Here is a 19443-nt window from a genome sequence, read left to right on the forward strand (position 1 = left end):
CGAAGGACCTTATCACGCCTGCGTAGCGTAAATAATTGCCTACAGCGGTTTCGGAGTCGGTGTACAGGCGCTGGAAGTAGCGCGAACTTTGCAGTTCGCGTCCCCGCGCCAGTCGCTTCGATAAGACGGCGCGGGGACGCGAACTACATAGTTCGCGCTACGGTACACCGACTCCGAAACTGCTCTAACTACTCACTGCCAACTGTTCATTGGTGAGAAGGTCCTTCGCTGCGCTCAGGATGACAAACAAGCTCTGACGGTTGAATTCTTAAACCATTTCCACCGCTTGCAAGCGGCGGCTGCATATTGCCAATGAAGCTGTTTAGAAAGTCTGATTTGCTTACACATCTGTCATCCTGAGCGCAGCGAAGGACCTTATCACGGCAGAATAGGCGTTGTTCTGCCGTGATAAGGTCCTTCGCTGCGCTCAGGATGACAACGATTTTGACTTTCTAAACAGCTTCAATGGGAAATTTTTTCCGGCGAATGCTAATTCCCTCTAAAGAGGCAATTTTTGTGCGACCGGAAGTGTTTCGGTGGCCTGATTAACCAAAGGTGCTGCCCTAAATTACGTGACTATGCTTTCCTTTCTGACTTCGTTTCTGGTAGTGGCCTCGCTGCTGCAAGGGCCTGCGGCTAAGCCCGGCCAAGGTCCTGCGGCCAAGCCCGTACCCGCGTCGGCGGTGCCGGCCCCGGCTGCGGCTGGGGTGGCGGCCAAGCCCGCGCCCGCGCCGCCCATTCAATGGTCGGCAACGCGCAAGCTGGCGGTGGCCGACTTTCTGGGCCGCCCCGGCTCTGGCGACCCGCTGGCTTCCTCCACTTCCAGCGACATCAAAGCCAACGCGGCGTGCAAGGATTTTGTCTTCAGCAGCACGGTGCTGGCCACGTTCGACCCGAATAAGTCGTGGTTTCGGAACCCCAAAACTGCCTCGGAGGCTTTGCTGCGGCACGAGCAAACCCACTTCGACATTACCGAAGTGTACGCCCGCATCATGCGCCAGAAAATGGTGCTGTTTCAGGCCAAAGCCGACTGCCTGAAGCTGCAGCCCGCCTTCAACAACCTCACCAAAGGCGTGTACGACCTGTGGGACAAGGAGCAAAACCGCTACGACCAGGAAACCAACCACGGCCTGAATGCCGTGCGCCAGGCCTCCTGGGAAAAGCAAACCCAGGCCAAGCTGGAGCAGCTCCAGGCCTTTGCCCTGCCGCAGTAAGCCGGGAGAAATCATTGAAACGACGCTGAAACGTCATGCTTCGACTGCGCTCAGCATAACAACGCCGAATGGCAGCAATTTGCCATTTCCAGTACAGAGCAACATTGCCTATGGCCACTACGCCTTTGACCTGGGCCGAATTTGAGCGGGTAGACCTGCGCGTGGGCACCATCGTGGAGGCGCGGCCTTTCCCGGAGGCCCGCCGCCCGGCGTACCAGCTGCTGATTGATTTCGGGCCCGAAATCGGACTGAAAAAATCCAGCGCCCAGCTCACGCACCACTACACGCCCGAAACGCTGCTGGGCCGGCAGGTGCTGGCCGTGGTGAATTTTCCGCCCAAGCAAATCGGCAAATTTCGCTCGGAGGTGCTCGTCACCGGCTTTGCCGACGCCGAAGGCCACGTTGTGCTGGCGGCGGTGGCGGCGGCCGTGCCCAATGGCAGCCGGCTGGTGTAGGAATTTGATTGACGGGACAAACCTACCCGAACAATCAATCCAGCACGTGCTGCTGCGCGCAGCCGAAGCAGCTCTTCCGCAGGAATAAATCTGATTACCTACGGGGTAGAGATGCTTCGGCTGCGCTCAGCATGACGTTCTTCCTTGCTCAACCCGCTTCTATCTGCTTCGTCAGCCCCCAATAGGTTACTTGGCCCAGCCCGGCGGCACGGCCTTCTCCGCGGGTTTAGGGGCAAATTTGGCTTCGCGCTTGTTGAGCGTGTCGATGACTGCCCCGTAGATTTCGTCCAAATCCTTGCCGTGGATGCTGTAGTAGCGGAAGCTGCGGTGAAACGCCGAATCGGTTATCTCCCGCTTCCATAGCTCGGCCTTCTGCTGCACCAAGAACAGGGCCCGCGCCGAATCGGGGGAGAGGCGGCTGTTTTCGACCTGTGCTTCCAGTACGTGCAGGTCGGCCAGCAGCGGAATCATTTTCTCTTTTGGGAGCAAATCGGCGGGCACGGGGGCCTCTTCGGGCGTTTGGCAGGCGGAGACCCCCACCAGCAAGGCGGCCATCAACAGGCCCAGGCAGCAACGACGGAATGATTTCACATCGCAAAGTTAGTCCCAAGCCGTAGCTTCGCCTTCGGTGGTTTTTGAGAGCGGTTTTGGGGTCGCTGTATCGTAGCGCGAACTTTGTAGTTTGCGCTACGATACAGCGACCCCAAAACCGCTCTAGGCAGGGAGCAAAGAGGAAACTTGCCGTTAGGGCCCGATGCCGACAACGAACAACTGACAACGAACAAGCGCTAGCATATGAATTCGCCCCTCACCGACCTGGTGCGCCGCCTGCGCCACCTCGAAATCCGCATTCGCAAGGCGGTGGAGGCGCAGCTCCAGGGCGATTTTCACTCCGTGTTCAAAGGCACCGGCCTGGAGGTGGACGACGTGCGCCTGTACCAGTACGGCGACGAGGTGCGCGCCATCGACTGGGCCGTGAGCAGCAAAGGCCACGGCACCTTCGTGAAAACCTACAAGGAAGAGAAAGAGCAGCAGGTGCTGGTGCTGCTCGACGTGAGCGGCTCGCTGGACGTGGGCGACGGGCAGCGCCGCAAGCTGGACGTGGCCCGCGACATTGCCGGGCTGCTGGCGCTGGCGGCGGCCCGGCAGGGCTCGGCGCTGGGCTTGTTTGCGTTTTCGGACCAGAAGGAGCTGTACCTGCCGCCCGTGAAAGGGCCGCGGGCGGCGTATGCCCTCATCAACCGGCTGTTTGGGCTGGTGCCGGCTTCGCGCCGCACGGGGGTGGGGGCGGGCATTCGGCAGGCCATGGGCTTGCTGAAGCGCCGCACGCTGGTGGTGCTGGTGTCGGACTTCATCGACGGCCACTACGAGCGGGAGCTGACCATGCTGGCCCAGCGCCACGACCTGATAGTGGTGCAGGTACTGGCCCCGCGCGAGCGGCAGTTTCCGGCCCTGGGCATTGTGCCGCTGCGCGACGCCGAAACCGGCCAGACGCGCTGGGTGAACACCGCCAGCCCCGATTTCCGGGCTAGCGTGGAGGCCACCGCCGACCGCCAGGAGGCCGAGCTGCTCAACATCTGCCGCCGCCACCGCACCGGCTTTCTGGCCCTGAGCACCGAAGCGGACTTTGTGCCGCAGCTGGTGAATCTGTTTCGGCATCGGCAGCAGTTCGGGCGGCGGGGGTAGCTTTGTTTTTTACCTTCGCTCTTATGCAATCCCAATCCCTCAACCGCAACCTGCAAGCCGCCAACGGCGCCTGTGAGGCGCGGCGGCTGGGCGGGGCCTAGCGCGGTTATAGGCAGTGTCAATCTGTCAGTAAATCCTGCCATAACCCCCCTCGACCCTGCCATAACCCCCCTCCGAGGGTGCAAATGAGCTGCTTAAGCATCCATTTCGCCCCTTGGAGCCCAGCAAGGGACGTGCAAAGGCCCGGCTCCAACCCTCAGCGAGTCGAAACCGGGCCTTTGTTTGGCGGGGCCGGGGCGTTGCCTAGCCTTTCAGGGGCTTCGGAGGCCGGCCACCGCCGTTGCCGGGGAAGCGCTGGCTCAGGTCGTCGTAGGCGGCCTGGGCGCCGGGCTGCTTGTTTTTGGCCAGAAACTTAATGTTGTTGTAGAGCACCAGCGCAGCGGCGTAGGCGTCGGAGCCGGCCAGCATCATCGTGGAGCTGGCGTCGAGGGCCAGCCCGTCGAGCAGCTGCTGAATGGGGGCTAGGCCGGCGAGGGCCGCCGAGTCGCTGGCAAACTCCTCCAGGTCGAGGAAGGCGGGCACGAAGCTGGGGTTGCTCAGGGCGTAGCCGTAGGCCTTCTGCACGAAGTCGACGGTTTTGGCGCCCATTTTCAGCATGGCCGACCGCTCTTCGGGCGTAAGGGCTTGCAGGTAGGGCCGCAGCTCGGCGGCGCCCTGCTGGAAGAAGCCCAGCGCCTTTTTCAGCGTGGCGTCGGGGATGGGGGTAGAAAACAGGTTCTGCATAAAAAAGTAGAAGAAGGGGGAATGAAAGCCGGCAACGTTGCCGGAAGTATGGGCAAGGTAAGGGGCGGGTTGCTAGGAACCTAGCACGGCTTGGAGTAGGGGCGGGGCCTGCCCCCGCCCGGACGCTGGTGTCGGTGCAATGATTCCGTTCAACGGCCGGGCGGGGGCAGGCCCCGCCCCTACGGCACACGTCCCCAACCCAGTCCTGTGGCTACATTTGGCCTTGTTTTGCCCGCTATGCTGTCCGTTTGCTTACTTCTGCGTTGGGGTTGCCTGCTGCCGGTGCTGCTGCTGCTGCCGGGGTTGCTGGCGGCCCAGCCCGCGCCGCTGCCCGCGCCGCAGGGCCGTTTCCTGAAGCCCACGGTGCTGGTGGGCGAGCCGCTGGACTACGAGCTGCGCTACGCCCACGCCCCCGACCTGGAAGTGGTGTTTCCGGATTCGCTGGCCCGGTTTGCGCCGTTTGAGTACGCGGGCAAAACCTTCTATCCGACCCGCACGCGCAACGGCGTGAGCCTCGACCGCGCCATCTATCACCTGCGCACTTTCCGGCTCGATTCGGTGCAAACCCTGGCGCTGCCCGTGGCCGTGCTGCAAGGCCCCGACACGCTGAGCATCCTGCCCCTGCCCAGCCGCGTGCGCCTGCGCCGCACGGCTAGGCCCCTGCCCGCCGGGGCAACCGCGCCGCCCAGGCTGCGCCAAAACCTGGCCCTGGTGCCCGTAGAGCCGGTATTCAACTATCCGTATTGGCTGGCCGGCACGCTGGCGGTGCTGCTGCTGCTGGCGGGGGGCGCGGCTTTGTTCCATCGGCGGCTCACGCGGCGCTACCAGGCCTACAAGCTGCGCAAAAACCACGGCTACTTCCTGGCCCAGTTTGCCCGCCACGTCGAGCGCTTCGAGCTGTCGCGCTCCGCCACCAACGTGGAGCGGGCCGTGGTGCTCTGGAAAAACTACCTCGCTCGCCTGGAAAACAGCGACCTGAATTCCTTTACGACCCGCGAGCTGGTGGCGTATTTCGAGAACGATAACGACGTGCGCAAAGCCCTTAACGCCACCGACAAAGTGATTTACGGCAACCTGCAAACCGAAGAAGCCGCCGAAGTCGACCGGGCCTTTCAGCGCCTGCGGGGCTTTGCCGAGCGCCGATACGCTTCCATCATTCAGTGAGCCATGAGCAAAAGGAACGTCATGCTGAGCGTAGCCGAAGCATCTCGCTCGCTTCGTCCTCACGATTGAATTACTTCGGCACGCGAGATGCTTCGGCTGCGCTCAGCATGACGTTCTTTTGCTCATTGCTCATTGCTCATTGCTCATTGCTCATTGCTCATTGCTCCCTGCTCATTGAATCAAGTTGAACGACTTTTTCACCCTTTTGCGCTACACCACGCTGGCCGGCTACCAGTGGCAGCACCCGCGCCTGCTGCTGCTGCTGGCGGCCGTGCCGCTGCTGTTTTTTCTGCGGCGGCTGCTGGCCCGGCGGCGGGCGCGGGTGGAGGTGGCCTTTGCGCCGGGCCCGGCGCAGCGCAATTGGACGGCGGTGCTGCGCTTCCTGCCCGATGTGGTGCTGGGCCTGGGTTTGAGCTTCATCGTGGTGGCCCTGGCCCGGCCCCAGCGCACCGATGAACGGGTGGAGCAGTCGGGCCGGGGCATCGACATAGTGCTGGCGCTCGACGTATCGGGCTCGATGGAGATTGAAGACCTGCGCCCCAACCGCCTCGCCGCGGCCCGGCGCCTGGCCGCCGACTTCCTCGGCAGTCGCGTGGGCGACCGGCTGGCGCTGGTGGCGTTTGCCGGCGATGCCTACTCGCTGGCCCCCCTCACTACCGACTACGACCTGCTGCGCGAGGACCTGGCCGGCCTGCGCGTGGGCATGATACCGAATGACGGCACGGCCATTGGCACGGCGCTGGGCGTGGCCACCAACCGCTTGCGCGAGTCCACGGCCCGCTCGCGGATAGTCATTTTGCTTTCAGACGGCGAAAACAATGCCGGCAGCCTCGACCCGCAGCTGGCCGCCCAGCTGGCACACGCGTTTGGCATTCGCATCTACACCATCGGGCTGGGCAAAGACGGCTTTGTGCCCTACGGCCACGACGACGAAGGCCACCCGCGCTACGTGGAAACCCGCCTCGACGAAACCACCATGCGCCAGCTGGCCGCCGCCGCCGACGGCCAGTTTTTCCGGGCCACCGACGCCGGGGCGCTGCGCGAGGTCTTCACCCAAATCAATCGCCTCGAAAAGTCCGAAATCAAGCAATTGCGCTTCCGCAACACCAAAGATTTTTACCCGCCCTACCTCTGGCTCGGCATCGGCTTCTGGCTGCTGTGGCTGCTGCTGAAAGGCACTTTCTTGAGCAACCCGCTGGAGGACTGATGAACAATGAGCAATGAACAATGAGCAATGAACAAAAGGAACGTCATGCCGAGCGCAGCCGAGGCATCTCGCGTGTGGTAGTAAATAAATCGGTGAACGAAGCGAGCGAGATGCTTCGACTGCGCTCAGCATGACGTTCCTCTTGCCCATTGCCCATCGCCCATCGCCCATTGCTCATTGCCCATTGTTCATTGCCCATTGTTCATTGCCCATTGTTCATTGCCCATTGCCCATTGCCCATCGCCCATTGCCCATTGCTCATTGTTAATTGAAAGCATGTCCATCGCCGATAACATTCACCGCATCAACGCCGAACTGGCGGGCACGGCCGCCCGCCTGTGCGTCGTCACCAAAACCCACCCCGTGGAGAAACTGGAAGAAGCCTACGCGGCCGGCGCCCGTTGCTTCGGCGAAAACCGGCCCCAGGAAATGGCCGCCAAGCAGCCCCAGCTGCCGCCCGATGTGGAGTGGCACCTCATTGGCCAGCTCCAGACCAACAAGGTGAAGCTGCTGGCGCCCTTCGTGCACACCATCCAAAGCATCGACAGCGGGAAGCTGCTGCGCGAAATCAACAAGCACGCCGCCGCCAACAGCCGGGTTATCAACGGGCTGCTGCAATTTCACATTGCCCAGGAAGAAACCAAGTCCGGCCTCTCGCTGCCCGAAGCGGAGGAAATGCTGGCTTCGGAAGAATACCGCCAGATGCAAAACGTGCGCCTCACCGGCGTGATGGGCGTGGCCACCTTCACGCACGATGAAGCCCAGCTTCGCCGGGAATTCCAGCAGCTGCGCAGCTACTTCGAGCACCTGAAAGCCACGTATTTTGCCGACGACGACGCCTTCCGCGACATTTCGATGGGCATGAGCGGCGACTACCCGCTGGCCGTGGCCGAAGGCAGCACGCTGGTGCGCGTGGGCAGCGCCATTTTCGGCAGCCGGTGACGCTGCGCTTAATGAATAATGAGGAATGAGGAATGAAGAATTGGGAATGCAATAAAACCCCTACCTTTCTTTCATGCATGGAAGCACGGATAACTCATCATTCTTCATTCCTCATCCTTCATTGAATACCCCCCCACCGGCCATTGTGGCCAACCAGCACATCTACGACGACTATTTTCGGGAGGAATTCACCCAGACGCTGGACGAAAACATCCTGCAGCTGCTCGACCGCGTGTGGTTCCGGTCCAAGCTGGTGGGTTTTGAGAACTTTCCGCAGCGCAACAACCCCAACCGGCCGCTGATTTTTGCCAGCAACCATTCGGGCATGGCCTTCCCCTGGGATGCTATTGTGGCCCTGTCGCACCTGTGGCGCTACCTGCCCAAGCACGCCAGCCTGAGCGACTTGCCGCGCCCATTGTCGGCCCCGCTGCTCTCCCAAACGGCCCTGATGAACCCGTACTTGGTAAAGGAATTCTGGAAAAAAGCGGGCTGCGTGGATGCCACCACGCTGAATTTCGAAACCATGATGTACTACCAGGACCACAACCTGATGCTCTACCCCGAAGGCGTGCCGGGCATCGGCAAGGGCTTCAACCGGAAGTACCAGTTTCAGCGCCTGGCCACCAGCATGGTGCGCTTGGCCCTGCAGCACGGCACCGACATCGTGCCCTTTTACACCATCAACGCCGAATACCTGAATCCCTACGCCTACAGCTGGGATTTCATCAACCGCTTCACCAAGAAAATCGGGATTCCGTTTCTGCCGCTCACGCTGCTATTGCTGCTGGTCATTGTGCAGCCGTGGGCCTTCTACCTGGCGCTGCCGGCCAAGCTCACGTTCGTGATGGGCACCCGCATCCGCCCGTCGGACCTTACCGACAAAACCACCGACCAGCTCACCCGCGAAGAATACCTGGCCCTGAGCGAGCAAATCCGCCAGAAAATGCAGGCCGAAATGGATGTTGCCGTGAAAAACTACGGCCAGCATCCCTACCGCTGGGCCGAGCTGTGGCAGCGCATGAAGGAAAACCGGCGCTTCTTCCCGTTTTTCCTGCCCTTCGCCTGGCCGGCCCTCTTCACCGAGTTCGAGCGCCTGTACGTGAAGGAAGGGCGCCGCGATTTTCACATGCAGCTCGACCGCCCCGGTGCCTGGCTACGTATGCTGTGGCGCAACCCCATTACCCTGGCTTATTTCATCCCCGTACTTGGCTGGATTCCCTTGGCCATCAAAGGGTATAAAGGCAATAAGCTGGGGCAGAAACCGTAGTTTGTTGCTCCGTAAATCGTCTGTCATCCTGAGCAGAGCGAAGGACCTTGTCAGGTTTGAATAGCTTGCCGTAATTCTATTCTGCGCTGGCGTGATAAGGTCCTTCGCTCTGCTCAGGATGACAGACTTTTCACACCCTTCCGCCCTCCCCAAATCCCACCCAATGCCCTCGTTTCAGCACCTGCTGCTCAAGCAGTTTCTCACGGCGGCGGCCGCGCCGTTGGCTAGCCGCAAGCCCAGCGTGGGCGCCATGCGGCTGGCCATGGAAGCCGGTTCCCTGTTCCAGTTTATGCCCTGGCGCGTGAATTTGGAAAGCTTTCAGCTCGATAACCGCCTCGAAGCGGAGTGGCTGCGGCCCCGCACGGCGCATCCCACGCGGGTGCTGCTCTACCTGCACGGGGGCGGCTACGTGCTGGGCTCGCTCAATACGCACCGCAGCCTGGTGGGCAGCTTGGCCCAGCGTTGCGGCCTCAATGTCCTCACCATCAACTATCGCAAGGCGCCCGACCATCCATTTCCGGCCGCGCTGGACGATGCCCGGCGGGCTTACCGCTGGCTATTGCGCCAGGGCCACCAGCCGCACGACATCGTGGTGGGCGGCGACTCGGCCGGGGGCGGCCTGGCACTGGCGCTACTGCTGGCCCTGCGCGATGCCGGCGAGCCGCTGCCCGCCGCCGGCATCGGCCTCTCGCCCTGGACTGACCTCAACCTGCCCATCACCGCCCTGCGCCGCGTGGCCCGCGAAGAAGGTCTCCTGCTCGAAGCCCTGCAAATGCGCACCTGGGGCCCGCTGTACGCCCATAAAACGCCCCTCACGCACCCGCTGCTCTCGCCCGCGCAGGCCGATTTGCACGGCCTGCCGCCGCTGCTCATCCAGGTTTCGACGGCCGAGGTGCTGTATGGTGACGTGGTAAAATTTGTCAGAAAAGCCCGCGCCGCCGGCGTGCCTTTAGTATTGCAACCATTTGAGGGACTGGTGCATTGGTGGCATTTGTTCTGGCGCATTGTGCCCGAGGCCCGGCAGGCGCTGGACCAGGTGGCGGGCTTTCTGGATAAGCTGTGGGCCGGGCAATATCAGACCAAAACCGCACGGGTCCGGGCGCCGCGTGTGCTCTCACGGCGCGCCGCTTAGCGATTCGCTGTTATCGGTTATCATACGTGAGGCATGAGAACTATTGATTGGCCAGTGGAATTTTGTCTCCGGTCTGAAACAGAAAATTTTACTCGCATTGAAGTGATTTTGAGCCACTTTTCGAAAAATACTGCGTACACCGTTCCACTATATTGCGGAGTATTCGTAGGTTTGCACCAGAAATAGTCGGCTTGCATACTACTTTGTGCCTGCAACGCATTTGTTTCCAGTTGCTTCCCTTTTTCATTTTTCACCTCAACATGTTTCCTCATCATGGAAGATTTGTTTAAAAAATTCGTAAATGCTGGCGTGGGTTACATCGCCCAGGGCAGCAAGTCGCTACAGAGCACCATCGAAAAGCTGGTGAAAGACAACAAGATGACCCAGGAAGAGGGGAAGAAAATTGTGGATGAGCTGTTGAAAAGCGGCGAAACCAAGCGCGTTGAGCTGGAAAAGCAATTTCAGGGCCTGGCCGAGCGCGTGAAAAGCTCCGTTGGCCTCGGCGATGCCAAGCCCAAGGGCAAGGCCGCGGCCAAAAAGCCCGCTGCCAAACCCGCTGCGAAAACAGCCGCCGCCACGGCCAACAGCGCCGCCAGCAAAGCCGCTGGTGCGGTGAAGAAAGTAGCCGACAAAGTGAGCGCCGTCGCCGATTCGGCCCAGAAATCGACGGCTGCCAAAGCCGCTGCTCCGGCCAAACCGGCTGCCAAGCCCGCCGCAAAAGCCTCCGCAAAGCCTGCTGCCAAAGCGGCCGCGAAGCCCGCTGCCAAACCCGCCACCAGCAAGCCCGCCGCCAAGAAGCCCGCTGCCGCAGCACCAGCCGCCAAAACTGACGACAACGCATAGCCAAGCGTTGAGAACTGATAAAACCCCGTTTGCTCGGCGCAGGCGGGGTTTTTTAGCATCGTTCGAGTGCGAAGCAACCGGCTGTGCCAGCCCGTGCGGCGCGTTCGAATCCGCGAAATCGGTTTAATCTGCGTAAATCTGCGGTCCGTAAATCGGCGCCCTATGTTCAAAAACACGATTTCTAATTTGCAGCGCATCCGGGAAGTGGCGGAGGTGCTGCTACGCTACGGCTTCGAGGATGTGGTGACGACCACGCCGCTGCGCCGCCTCGTGAGCCAGGCGCGCCGCCTGAGCTGGCAGCGGGCCGACCGGCAGGTGTTTGAAACCACGCGCTGGGAGCGGGTGCGCCTGATAATTGAGGAGCTGGGGCCCACCTTCATCAAGCTGGCCCAGGCCATGAGCAACCGGGCCGACCTGCTGCCCGAGGCGCTGATTGACGAGTTTGAGAAGCTGCAAAGCAACGTGCCGCCGTTTGAGACGGCCCTGGCCCGCCAGATTATTGAGGAGGAGCTGGGCCGGCCGATTTCCGAGGTTTTCAGCGAGTTTGATGACGTGACGCTGGGCTCGGCCAGCATCGGGCAGGTGCACCGGGCGCGGCTGCTCACGGGCGAGGAAGTGGTGGTGAAAGTGCAGCGCCCCAACGTGCGCGAAAAAGTCCGTTCCGACCTGGCTTTGCTGCACGAGCTGGTGCGCCTCACCTCTGGTTTCCTGCAAAAGCAGGGCCTGGCCAACCCGCAGGACATCGTGGACGCCTTCGAGCGGAGCATGAGCAAAGAGCTGGACTACACCGCCGAAGCGCGCTCGATGGAGCAGTTTCGCAAGCTCTACGCCGAGTACACCACGTTTTACGTGCCCAAGCCGTACCGGGAGCTGAGCACCTCGCGCATTCTGGTGATTGAGTTCGTGAGCGGCTGCAAAATCACGGACAAGGCGCAGCTGCTGGAGTGGGGCCTGAGCCCCGCCACGGTGGCCGAAAACGGCATGGATATCTACCTGACCCAGATTTTCGAGTTCGGGGTGTTTCATGCCGACCCGCACCCCGGCAACGTGCTGGTACGCCCCGACGGCACGGTGGTGCTCATTGATTTTGGGATGGTGGGCCGCCTCACCAAGCAGCAGAAATACGCGTTTGCGGGCGTGTTTATCGGCATGGCGCGGCAGGACCCCCGCAGCATGGCGCTCAATTTCCGCCGCCTTGCCCTCACGGCCGAAATCCCGGACATGCGGGCGTTCGAGTCGGATTTGAGCCAGCTGATTGAGGATTTTGCTACCCTCGACGTGAAGGAGATGAGCATGAGCGACCTTGCCGACTCGCTCCAAACCATCATTTACACTTACAAATTGCAGGTGCCGGGCGCGGTGTTCCTCATCCTGCGGGCACTGGTTATTCTGGAGGGCATCGGCAAGGTGCTGCACCCCAATTTCAACACGTTTGAGTTTGTGCGGCCGTACGGGGCCAAGATTATTCGGGAGCAATACTCCCGGCAAAACCTGCTCAACGAAGCCGAATACACCGGCACGCAGCTGCTGGCCCTGCTCCAAACCCTGCCGGCTGATGTGCGCCAGATTGTGCGCAAGGTGAGCAAGGGCGAGCTGCGGGTGAAAATCGAGCTGATTGGCTACCAGACGCTGCTGCGCAAGGCCGACCAGCTGGTGAGCCGCACCATTCTGGCGCTGCTGAGCGTGGGCGGGCTGCTGTTCTCGGGCCTGTCGCTGCTGGGCCATTATTCACCCGACATGCCCTACCGGCGCGGCGTACCCGAAATAACCTGGTGGAGCTTGGGCGCCACCGGCTTCTTGCTGCTGATACTGCTGCTGCTGGGCACCCGGCGGCGCGAGAAGCTGAAGTAGCGGCAGGCCGATGCCGCAACGAGCCGGCGAGGTTTTGGACTGACCCGGTCAAGAATTTAGTGGCGGAGCTTGGTAGCCGCGCGTGCGGAGCCCGACCTTTGCCGGCGTGGAGCGCTATTTCCGTTCCACTTGCCTGCATGTCTGCTTCGTTTTGCTTCCGGTTGTTTTTCGCCTTTTTTGGCATTTTACTGGGAGTGGTGCCGCGTTTTTCCAACGCCCAGACGGCTCCGGTCGGCGGCTTGGTGCTGCGCGATGCCAGCCTGCGCACCGATACTTCCACCTACCTCCTGAGCCGCAACACGGTGCCGGTGCAGGGCGTGCCCACGCTGTATTTCTGGTATAGGCGCGACGATGAAACGGTGGAGCTGCGCCTGTACCCGGCTAATCCGGCCAATGCCAAGCCGGTGCGTCTGCGCCGCAGCCCTGACTACCAGCAGCTCGACTCGCTGAGCAAGGAAGACGATGGCAGCCTGCGCACCCGCCTGAAATTCCAGAATTTGACGACCAGCCGGTTCCTGCGGCTGGTGGTGGAGCAGGCTTCCGACTCGGCCGGACGTACGCCCAGCCGGCAGGAGGTGCCGCTGCTGCCGTTGGCCCGCACTTCGCTGGCGCTGCGTGTGACGGATAACGAGCTGTTTGTGGGCGAGGAAAAGGTGTTTGAGCTCACCAGCTCGAACCCGCGCAATGTGCACACCACCGGCGAATGGATGCGCGGGCCGGAATTTGACTACCGCCTGGTGGCCGAGGCCAACGGCACCCTGCGCCTGCACGTGCTGCCCAACCAGCTGGGCGTGCGCACCCTGGCCGTGAAGCTGCAAACCGAGCGGCCCACGCTGGTGGCCGGCAACCGCCTCAGCTACCAGCTGCCGGTGCTGAAGCAGGAGTTCAACGTGAAAGCCAGTCGCTTGCGCTTTCTATCGCCCGACCAGCGCAGCGTGACCATGGACGACGTGAGCCGGCGCCGGGGCGTGGAGCTGATACTCGATAACGGCCGCAGCTTCGAGCTGCATCGCACCTACCGTATTGAGGACCAGGAAGAAGCCGGCGGCGCGCTCATTGCCGAAATATTCACCCGCCAGTACCTGAGCAACGACCGGGTGCTGTGCTACTTCCGCCCCTACAACATCCACCGCCAAACCGCCGGCTACCTCTACATCAAGGAAAATGACGCGCCCCGCTACCTCACCAACCTCGACATCACGCCCCAAACCGTGATTCGGAACGTGCAGGTGCTGCACCGCGGCGGCGAGTGGACGCCCGGCCTGAGCGTGAGCCCCGGCGAAACCGTGGACGTGCGCCTCGAGGGTGACGGCCTGCAAAAAGCCCGCATTAGCTTCGAGGATTTGCCGGTGGTGCCTTCCGATTCGTCGGTGCGCACCGATAGCCGGCTGGTGTACCGGGTGCATGTGCCCGTGAGCTTCGACAAGCGCAAAAGCACGATTTACAACCTGGGCCAGCCCACGGGCTACACGTTGAACATAAAGGAATTCCAGCGGCCGCATCCGCTGGATTTTGTGTCGGTGGCCTACGGCGACGCCGCCCGCCCCATCACCCGGCTCAATGGCCCGGTGCTGTACGACGGCACCATTCGGGACGTAGTGTTTCAGTTCAACCCCAACGGCATCGACAAGGCCGACCAGCTCTACGGCAAGCAGTACCTGACCTTCGAAATCAGGACCGTGAATAGCAAGGGCGACCTGGTGGAGCAGCGCGCCGTGGAAAGCCTGCTGGTGTGCCCCGGCGACAACTCACCCCGCGCCGCTTTCTACGCCGATAAGCAGTGCCGCACCGACCCGCTGAGCCTCAACACCATCCTGAGCCGCAAAACCTATGACCTCGACGAGTGGAGCCGCATTTTGGTCACTGTCAAGCACCAGGCCAGCCAGTACGGCGAAACCGGCTATACCCAAACCGTGGAGCTGGTGCTCAAGCGCCGCTACAAGTTCGACATCGACGTGAGCTTCCCGGCGGGCCTGCTCACCCGCAAGCAGGGCGAGAGCAGCTACGGCGACCTCGGCGGTATCTCGCTGGCCACGCTGGCGCAGTTCAGCTTCTACAGCCCCAACAAAATCAACCGCTTGCGTCCGTACAAAATCGGGGCCGGTTTCGTGGCCCTCAACGCCTTCAACCTGGGCAGCAGCAGCGCCAACCGCGACCTCGGCCTGGTGATTCTGGGCTCGGTGTACCCCACGCGGCGCGAGGCCAAGTTCACGTTTCCGCTCTACCTGGGCGGTGGTTTTTTGCTGGGCACCAGCCGGTGGTTCTACATGCTGGGGCCGGGCATTGGGGTGCGGCTGTAGGGCTGCGGAACGGCCAAACTGCTTACTCGTCGGCGGCTTTCCGGGGCTGAAACTTGAACACCGGCGAGGGCTTGTGCTCCTTGGTGAAAATTTGCGCAAAGCGCGCAATTACCGCCGGTTGCTGTTTGGCCACGTCGTGCGTTTCGGCCGGGTCGGCGTCCAGGTCATACAGCTCGATGGGGCCGTTGGGGGTAGTCGCCATGTTCAGGCGCACGGCTTTCCAGTGGCCCATGCGGGCGGCCACGCTGCCGCCCTGCTCATAAAACTCCCAGTACAGGTACGGATGCTGTTGCTGCTGGCCTTTGCCGGTTAGCGTGGGCACCATGGAAACGCCATCAAGGTTGGCCGGCGTTTTCAGGCCCGCTAATTCGGTGAAGGTGGGCAGCAGGTCCCAAAAGGCCACCACCTGCTTGGTTACAACTCCGGCTTTCACCTGGCCGGGCCACCTGGCAATAAACGGCTCGCGAATACCGCCTTCGTACAAATCCCTTTTCGCCCCGCGAAACCCGCCGCTGCTGTTAAAATAATTCAGCTCCTTGCCACCTTCCGGCGAAGGGCCATTGTCGGAAGTGAAAATTACCAAGGTGTTGCCGTCAAGATGCAGCTCCTTGAGCGTGCGCATGATTTGGCCCACTTGGTCGTCGAGCACCCCCATCATGCCCACGAAGGCCGCCCGCGGATAGGGTTGCGACAGGTAAGGACCCGATTTGGTGAAGGTTGGAGCACTGGTATCGGGGCCGATATACGGCTTTTCCGGACCAAATTTCCCGATGGTCTGCTTCATGTACGCGGGCGGGGCGGCTAGTTCCGCGTGCGGAATCACCGTCGTCACAAACACGGCAAAGGGTTGGTCCTTATGCTGCTTGATGAATTCCAGCGTTTTTCGATGGATTAAATCCGGGGCGTAGGTGCCCGAGCGGGCGCCGCTGTTTTCGGGCAGCATTACTTTTTCCCGGTTGTGCCACAGGTAGTAAGGGTAGTAATTGTGGGCCAGGGTCTGGCTGTTGTAGCCAAAGAATTCATCGAAGCCCTTGTTCACCGGGTCGCCGCTGGTGCCGGGGCCGCCCAGGCCCCACTTGCCGAAGCAGCCGGTGGCATAGCCGGCCTTCTTCAGCAGCTGCGGAATGATGACGGTCGAATCGGGCAAAGGGTACTGGCCCTCCGGCTTCACCGCGAGGTTGCCCCGGACGGGCGTGTGCCCGGTGTGCTGGCCCGTGAACAAGGACGAGCGGGACGGCGAGCACACCGCCGTGCCGGCATAGGCCTGCGTAAACTTCATGCCTTCGGTGGCCAGCCGGTCAATGTTGGGGGTTTTGAACCGCTTCTGACCGTAGCAGCTAATATCCCCGTAGCCCAAATCATCGGCCACAATGAAAATGATATTGGGCGGGCGCTGGGCTTTGGGCTTCGTTTGAGCAAGCGCCACGCCGCAAACCACGCCCAACAGCAGCACCAGCAGTTTCGCAGATTTCATATCCAGGGAGTTGGCATTTCGGGGTACCACAACAGCCGTTGCGGGTAGTTCTTCACTGCGAAGGTGTCACCTATTTCACGTCTTTGGCACAGCGAAAGCCTAAATTATTTGCGGCGCTTCTCACCTCGCCTTTGCCCCGGCTGCCGGCCTTGTAGCGAGCACAGTACTGGTCGCTGCACAAAAAGGAGCCGCCGCGCTGCACGCGCTTTACCAGGCCGGGCTCGTCGGGGTCGAAGCTGCTGGCCGGGCCTGGCGGATTGGCCACCGGGCTGGCCCGGTAGTAGTCGGGGCGGTAAAAGTCGCTGCACCATTCCCACACGTTGCCTTCCATGTCGTAGAGCCCCAGGGCATTGGGCGGAAACGACTTGACGGGAGCCAGCCCTTCAAAACCGTCTTTGCGGGTGTTGCCGGCCGGAAAATCACCCTGGAAAATGTTCGCCATCCACTTGCCGCCGGGGTTCAGCTCGGCGCCCCAGTAGTAGGGCGTGGCGACGTTTTTGCCGGCGCGGGCAGCAAACTCCCACTCGGCCTCGGTGGGCAGCCGCTTGCCGGCCCATTGGGCGTAGGCCAGGGCGTCTTGGTAGCATACCTGCACCACGGGGTCGGTTTCGTGCCCGGCGAGGCTGCTGCCGGGGCCCAGTGGGTGCCGCCAGCTGGCCCCGGCCACGTAGCGCCACCACTGCCCTGGTTCCGCCAGCGACACCGCGCCATCGGGCTTCAAGAAAACGGCCGAGCCCGCTGCCAACTGCGCCGCTGGCACCCCCGGCAATTCCTGCGGAGTGGGTTTGCGCTCGGCTACCGTCACGTACCGTGCCGCCTTAGCAAAGGCGGCAAATTCGGCATTGGTGACCTCGTGCTCGTCGATATAATAGGACCCGAGCGTAACCGGGTGAATGGGAGAAGCGTCGGGAAAATTCGGGTCATCAGAACCCATCAGGAACGTTCCGCCGGGCACCCGTATCATTTTGGGCGACGCTTCGGCCTTCACCGTGGACGGCTGCTCGCTGGTGCAGCTGCCCAACAACGACAAGCCAAAACCAATCAAGAATAAGCTTCTGGAAGCAGCCATGGTTGCTTAGCGTTACGGAAAGGAAGGACAGTAGAAGGGAAGAAGCACGGTCCGACGGCTGTGAGCAGAAATTTCGCTGCAAAGCTCCAACATTTACGCACACCGCGTGCAATGCTACGCCCCGAGAAGTGCTGGCAATCATCTGCCTTTTTGCGGCGTTTGTAGAAAAAGCCGGCCTTCAGGGCGTGGCTGGCGGTAAGTTTGGGGTATGAAGCCACCGCGTCCGCCTCGCACTTGCTGGGCTTCTTCTCCACCTTCAACTCCGACGCCATCAAGGACCTGACCGTGTACAAGGGCGGGATGCCGGCGCAGTACGGCGGGCGGCTCTCGTCGGTGGTCGACATCAAGATGAAGGACGGCAACAACCAGCAGCTGCACGGCAGCGGCGGCATTGGCCTCATTGCCTCGCGCCTGGCCCTGGAAGGCCCGCTGGTGAAGGACAAAGGCTCGTTCCTCCTCACCGGCCGCCGCACCTACGCCGACGTGTTTCTGAAGCTCAGCTCGAACCCCACCACCAAAAGCGCCAGCCTCTACTTCTACGACCTCAACGCCAAGGCCAACTACACGCTGAACGCCCGCAACCGCATCTACTTCTCGGGCTACCTGGGGCGCGACGCGCTGGGCATCGACGCCTTCGGCAACAACTACGGCAACCAGACCGCCACGCTGCGCTTCAACCACCTGTTTACGGACCGCCTGTTTTCAAATACCTCGCTCATCTACAGCAAGTACGACTACGAAATCAACATCAAAACCAACGACCAGAATTTTCGCATCGACTCGAAAATCAAGGACTGGAACCTGAAGCAGGACTTCGAGTTTTCGCCCAGCGCAAAGCAGACGCTGCGCTTCGGGGCCAACGTTATTTACCACACCATCACGCCGGGCCACGTCACGGCCTCGGCCGATGCGGCGGTGAATTCGACGGCCGATAAAACCAATTATTCGCTGGAATCGGCCGCTTACGTGTCGCACGAATGGGCGGCTACCGACAAGCTCGACTTCACTACCGGGCTGCGGCTGTCGGCGTTCAGCCTGCTGGGTGCCGGCGACTACTCGACCTACAACGCGGCCGGTACCGTGCTCGCAACCCAGCACTACACCGCCGGCGAGTTCATCAAAACCTACCTGAACCTGGAGCCGCGCCTGGCCGTGAGCTACCAGCTGTCGGCCAGCACGGCCCTGAAGGCCGGCTACGCCCGCAACGTGCAGAACCTGCACCTGCTCAGCAACTCGGCTGCGTCGTCGCCCACCGATATGTACGTGCCCACCACCAACAACGTGAAGCCCGAGCTGGCCGACCTGTACTCGGCGGGCTACTTCCGCCAGCTGGGCACCAAGGGCGCCTACTCGTTTTCGGCCGAGGTGTACTACAAGCAGCTGCAGCACCAGATAGACTACCGCGACGGCACCCAGCTGCGCGGCAACCAGGACGTGGAAAGCACCCTGCTCTACGGCAAAGGCCGGGCCTACGGCGTTGAGTTTCTGCTGAAAAAAGAAACCGGCCGCCTCACCGGCTGGCTGGGCTACACGCTGAGCAAGTCGCAGCGGCAGTACACCGAAATCAACGGCGGCGCTTGGTTCAATGCCCGGCAGGACCGGCCGCACGACCTCTCGGTGGTGGGCGTGTACCAGCTCACGCCCACCTGGAGTTTGTCGGGCACCTTCGTAGCCAGCACCGGCAACGCCGTGACTTATCCCATCGGCAAATACTACGTGGCCGGCCAGGCCGTGAGCCTCTACGGGGCCCGCAACGCCGACCGCCTGCCCAGCTACCAGCGCCTCGACCTGGGCGCCACCTGGGAAAAAGCCCACCAGGAAGGCCACCGCTTCCACAGCAGCTGGAACTTCTCCATCTACAACGCCCTGGGGCGCGAAAATGCCTACAGCATCACCTTCCAAACCAACCCCGACGACCCCACCAAAACCCAGGCGCTCCAAACCGCGCTGTTCAAGATGGTGCCGTCGGTGACGTATAATTTCAACTTTTAAGGCACGGGTTTTAGAACGAAAAAAGCACGGGTCATGCTGAGCGCAGTCGAAGCGTCTCTCCCGC

At 61.6% G+C, this 19443-nt stretch carries 16 protein-coding genes; 12 read left to right on the forward strand and 4 right to left on the reverse strand.

Features of this window, described 5'->3' with window-relative positions; translation table 11 throughout:
- Window positions 1-578: 578 nt before the first annotated feature.
- Both JKL48_RS02950 and JKL48_RS02955 read left to right on the forward strand, forming a co-directional pair.
- Entirely contained in the window at window positions 579-1214 is a 636-nt protein-coding gene (locus JKL48_RS02950; protein ID WP_201978251.1) for a DUF922 domain-containing protein, read from the forward strand.
- 110 nt (window positions 1215-1324) lie between these two features.
- Window positions 1325-1669: a tRNA-binding protein gene (locus JKL48_RS02955; RefSeq protein WP_201978253.1), complete on the forward strand. Its 345-nt coding sequence runs from the start codon at window positions 1325-1327 to the stop codon at window positions 1667-1669.
- Window positions 1670-1855: 186 nt separating this feature from the next.
- On the opposite strand, the gene JKL48_RS02960 is transcribed toward JKL48_RS02955, so the two are convergent.
- Window positions 1856-2260: a DUF4296 domain-containing protein gene (locus JKL48_RS02960; RefSeq protein ID WP_201978254.1), complete on the reverse strand. Its 405-nt coding sequence runs from the start codon at window positions 2258-2260 to the stop codon at window positions 1856-1858.
- A gap of 204 nt (window positions 2261-2464) precedes the next feature.
- Between JKL48_RS02960 and JKL48_RS02965 the strand changes: the two genes are divergently transcribed.
- Window positions 2465-3355, forward strand: coding sequence for a DUF58 domain-containing protein (locus JKL48_RS02965; RefSeq protein WP_201978256.1), 891 nt, complete (start codon window positions 2465-2467; stop codon window positions 3353-3355).
- Between the two features lie 303 nt (window positions 3356-3658).
- On the opposite strand, the gene JKL48_RS02970 is transcribed toward JKL48_RS02965, so the two are convergent.
- On the reverse strand, window positions 3659-4138 hold the full coding sequence (locus JKL48_RS02970) for a hypothetical protein (protein ID WP_201978258.1): 480 nt from the start codon (window positions 4136-4138) through the stop codon (window positions 3659-3661).
- Window positions 4139-4375: 237 nt separating this feature from the next.
- Between JKL48_RS02970 and JKL48_RS02975 the strand changes: the two genes are divergently transcribed.
- The 8 genes from JKL48_RS02975 to JKL48_RS03010 all read left to right on the forward strand — a co-directional run bounded on the left by JKL48_RS02975 (window position 4376) and on the right by JKL48_RS03010 (window position 14844).
- Window positions 4376-5302, forward strand: coding sequence for a hypothetical protein (locus JKL48_RS02975; protein WP_201978260.1), 927 nt, complete (start codon window positions 4376-4378; stop codon window positions 5300-5302).
- 184 nt (window positions 5303-5486) lie between these two features.
- On the forward strand, window positions 5487-6509 hold the full coding sequence (locus JKL48_RS02980; protein WP_201978262.1) for a VWA domain-containing protein: 1023 nt from the start codon (window positions 5487-5489) through the stop codon (window positions 6507-6509).
- A 276-nt stretch (window positions 6510-6785) separates the two neighbouring features.
- Window positions 6786-7451, forward strand: coding sequence for a YggS family pyridoxal phosphate-dependent enzyme (locus tag JKL48_RS02985; RefSeq protein WP_201978264.1), 666 nt, complete (start codon window positions 6786-6788; stop codon window positions 7449-7451).
- Between the two features lie 121 nt (window positions 7452-7572).
- Window positions 7573-8718: a lysophospholipid acyltransferase family protein gene (locus JKL48_RS02990; RefSeq protein ID WP_236668586.1), complete on the forward strand. Its 1146-nt coding sequence runs from the start codon at window positions 7573-7575 to the stop codon at window positions 8716-8718.
- Between the two features lie 163 nt (window positions 8719-8881).
- Complete coding sequence (locus JKL48_RS02995; RefSeq protein ID WP_201978266.1) at window positions 8882-9850, forward strand: alpha/beta hydrolase; 969 nt, start codon at window positions 8882-8884, stop codon at window positions 9848-9850.
- A 273-nt stretch (window positions 9851-10123) separates the two neighbouring features.
- A complete protein-coding gene (locus tag JKL48_RS23350) occupies window positions 10124-10693 on the forward strand; it encodes a phasin family protein (protein WP_201978268.1) in 570 nt (189 codons plus the stop codon).
- A gap of 162 nt (window positions 10694-10855) precedes the next feature.
- Window positions 10856-12544, forward strand: coding sequence for an ABC1 kinase family protein (locus tag JKL48_RS03005; RefSeq protein WP_201978269.1), 1689 nt, complete (start codon window positions 10856-10858; stop codon window positions 12542-12544).
- Window positions 12545-12681: 137 nt separating this feature from the next.
- Window positions 12682-14844 carry a hypothetical protein gene (locus JKL48_RS03010; RefSeq protein ID WP_201978271.1) on the forward strand — a complete coding sequence of 721 codons (2163 nt, stop codon included), beginning with the start codon at window positions 12682-12684 and terminating at the stop codon, window positions 14842-14844.
- 22 nt (window positions 14845-14866) lie between these two features.
- Here the strand turns inward: JKL48_RS03010 and JKL48_RS03015 are convergent, their stop codons facing one another.
- Complete coding sequence (locus JKL48_RS03015) at window positions 14867-16318, reverse strand: arylsulfatase (protein ID WP_201978273.1); 1452 nt, start codon at window positions 16316-16318, stop codon at window positions 14867-14869.
- A gap of 70 nt (window positions 16319-16388) precedes the next feature.
- Window positions 16389-17387 carry a formylglycine-generating enzyme family protein gene (locus JKL48_RS03020; protein ID WP_201978275.1) on the reverse strand — a complete coding sequence of 333 codons (999 nt, stop codon included), beginning with the start codon at window positions 17385-17387 and terminating at the stop codon, window positions 16389-16391.
- Window positions 17388-17588: 201 nt separating this feature from the next.
- On the opposite strand from JKL48_RS03020, the gene JKL48_RS03025 reads away from it, so the two are divergent.
- Complete coding sequence (locus tag JKL48_RS03025) at window positions 17589-19379, forward strand: TonB-dependent receptor plug domain-containing protein (RefSeq protein ID WP_201978277.1); 1791 nt, start codon at window positions 17589-17591, stop codon at window positions 19377-19379.
- Window positions 19380-19443 lie beyond the last annotated feature (64 nt).

Source organism: Hymenobacter rubidus, assembly GCF_016734815.1.
GTDB lineage: Bacteria > Bacteroidota > Bacteroidia > Cytophagales > Hymenobacteraceae > Hymenobacter > Hymenobacter rubidus.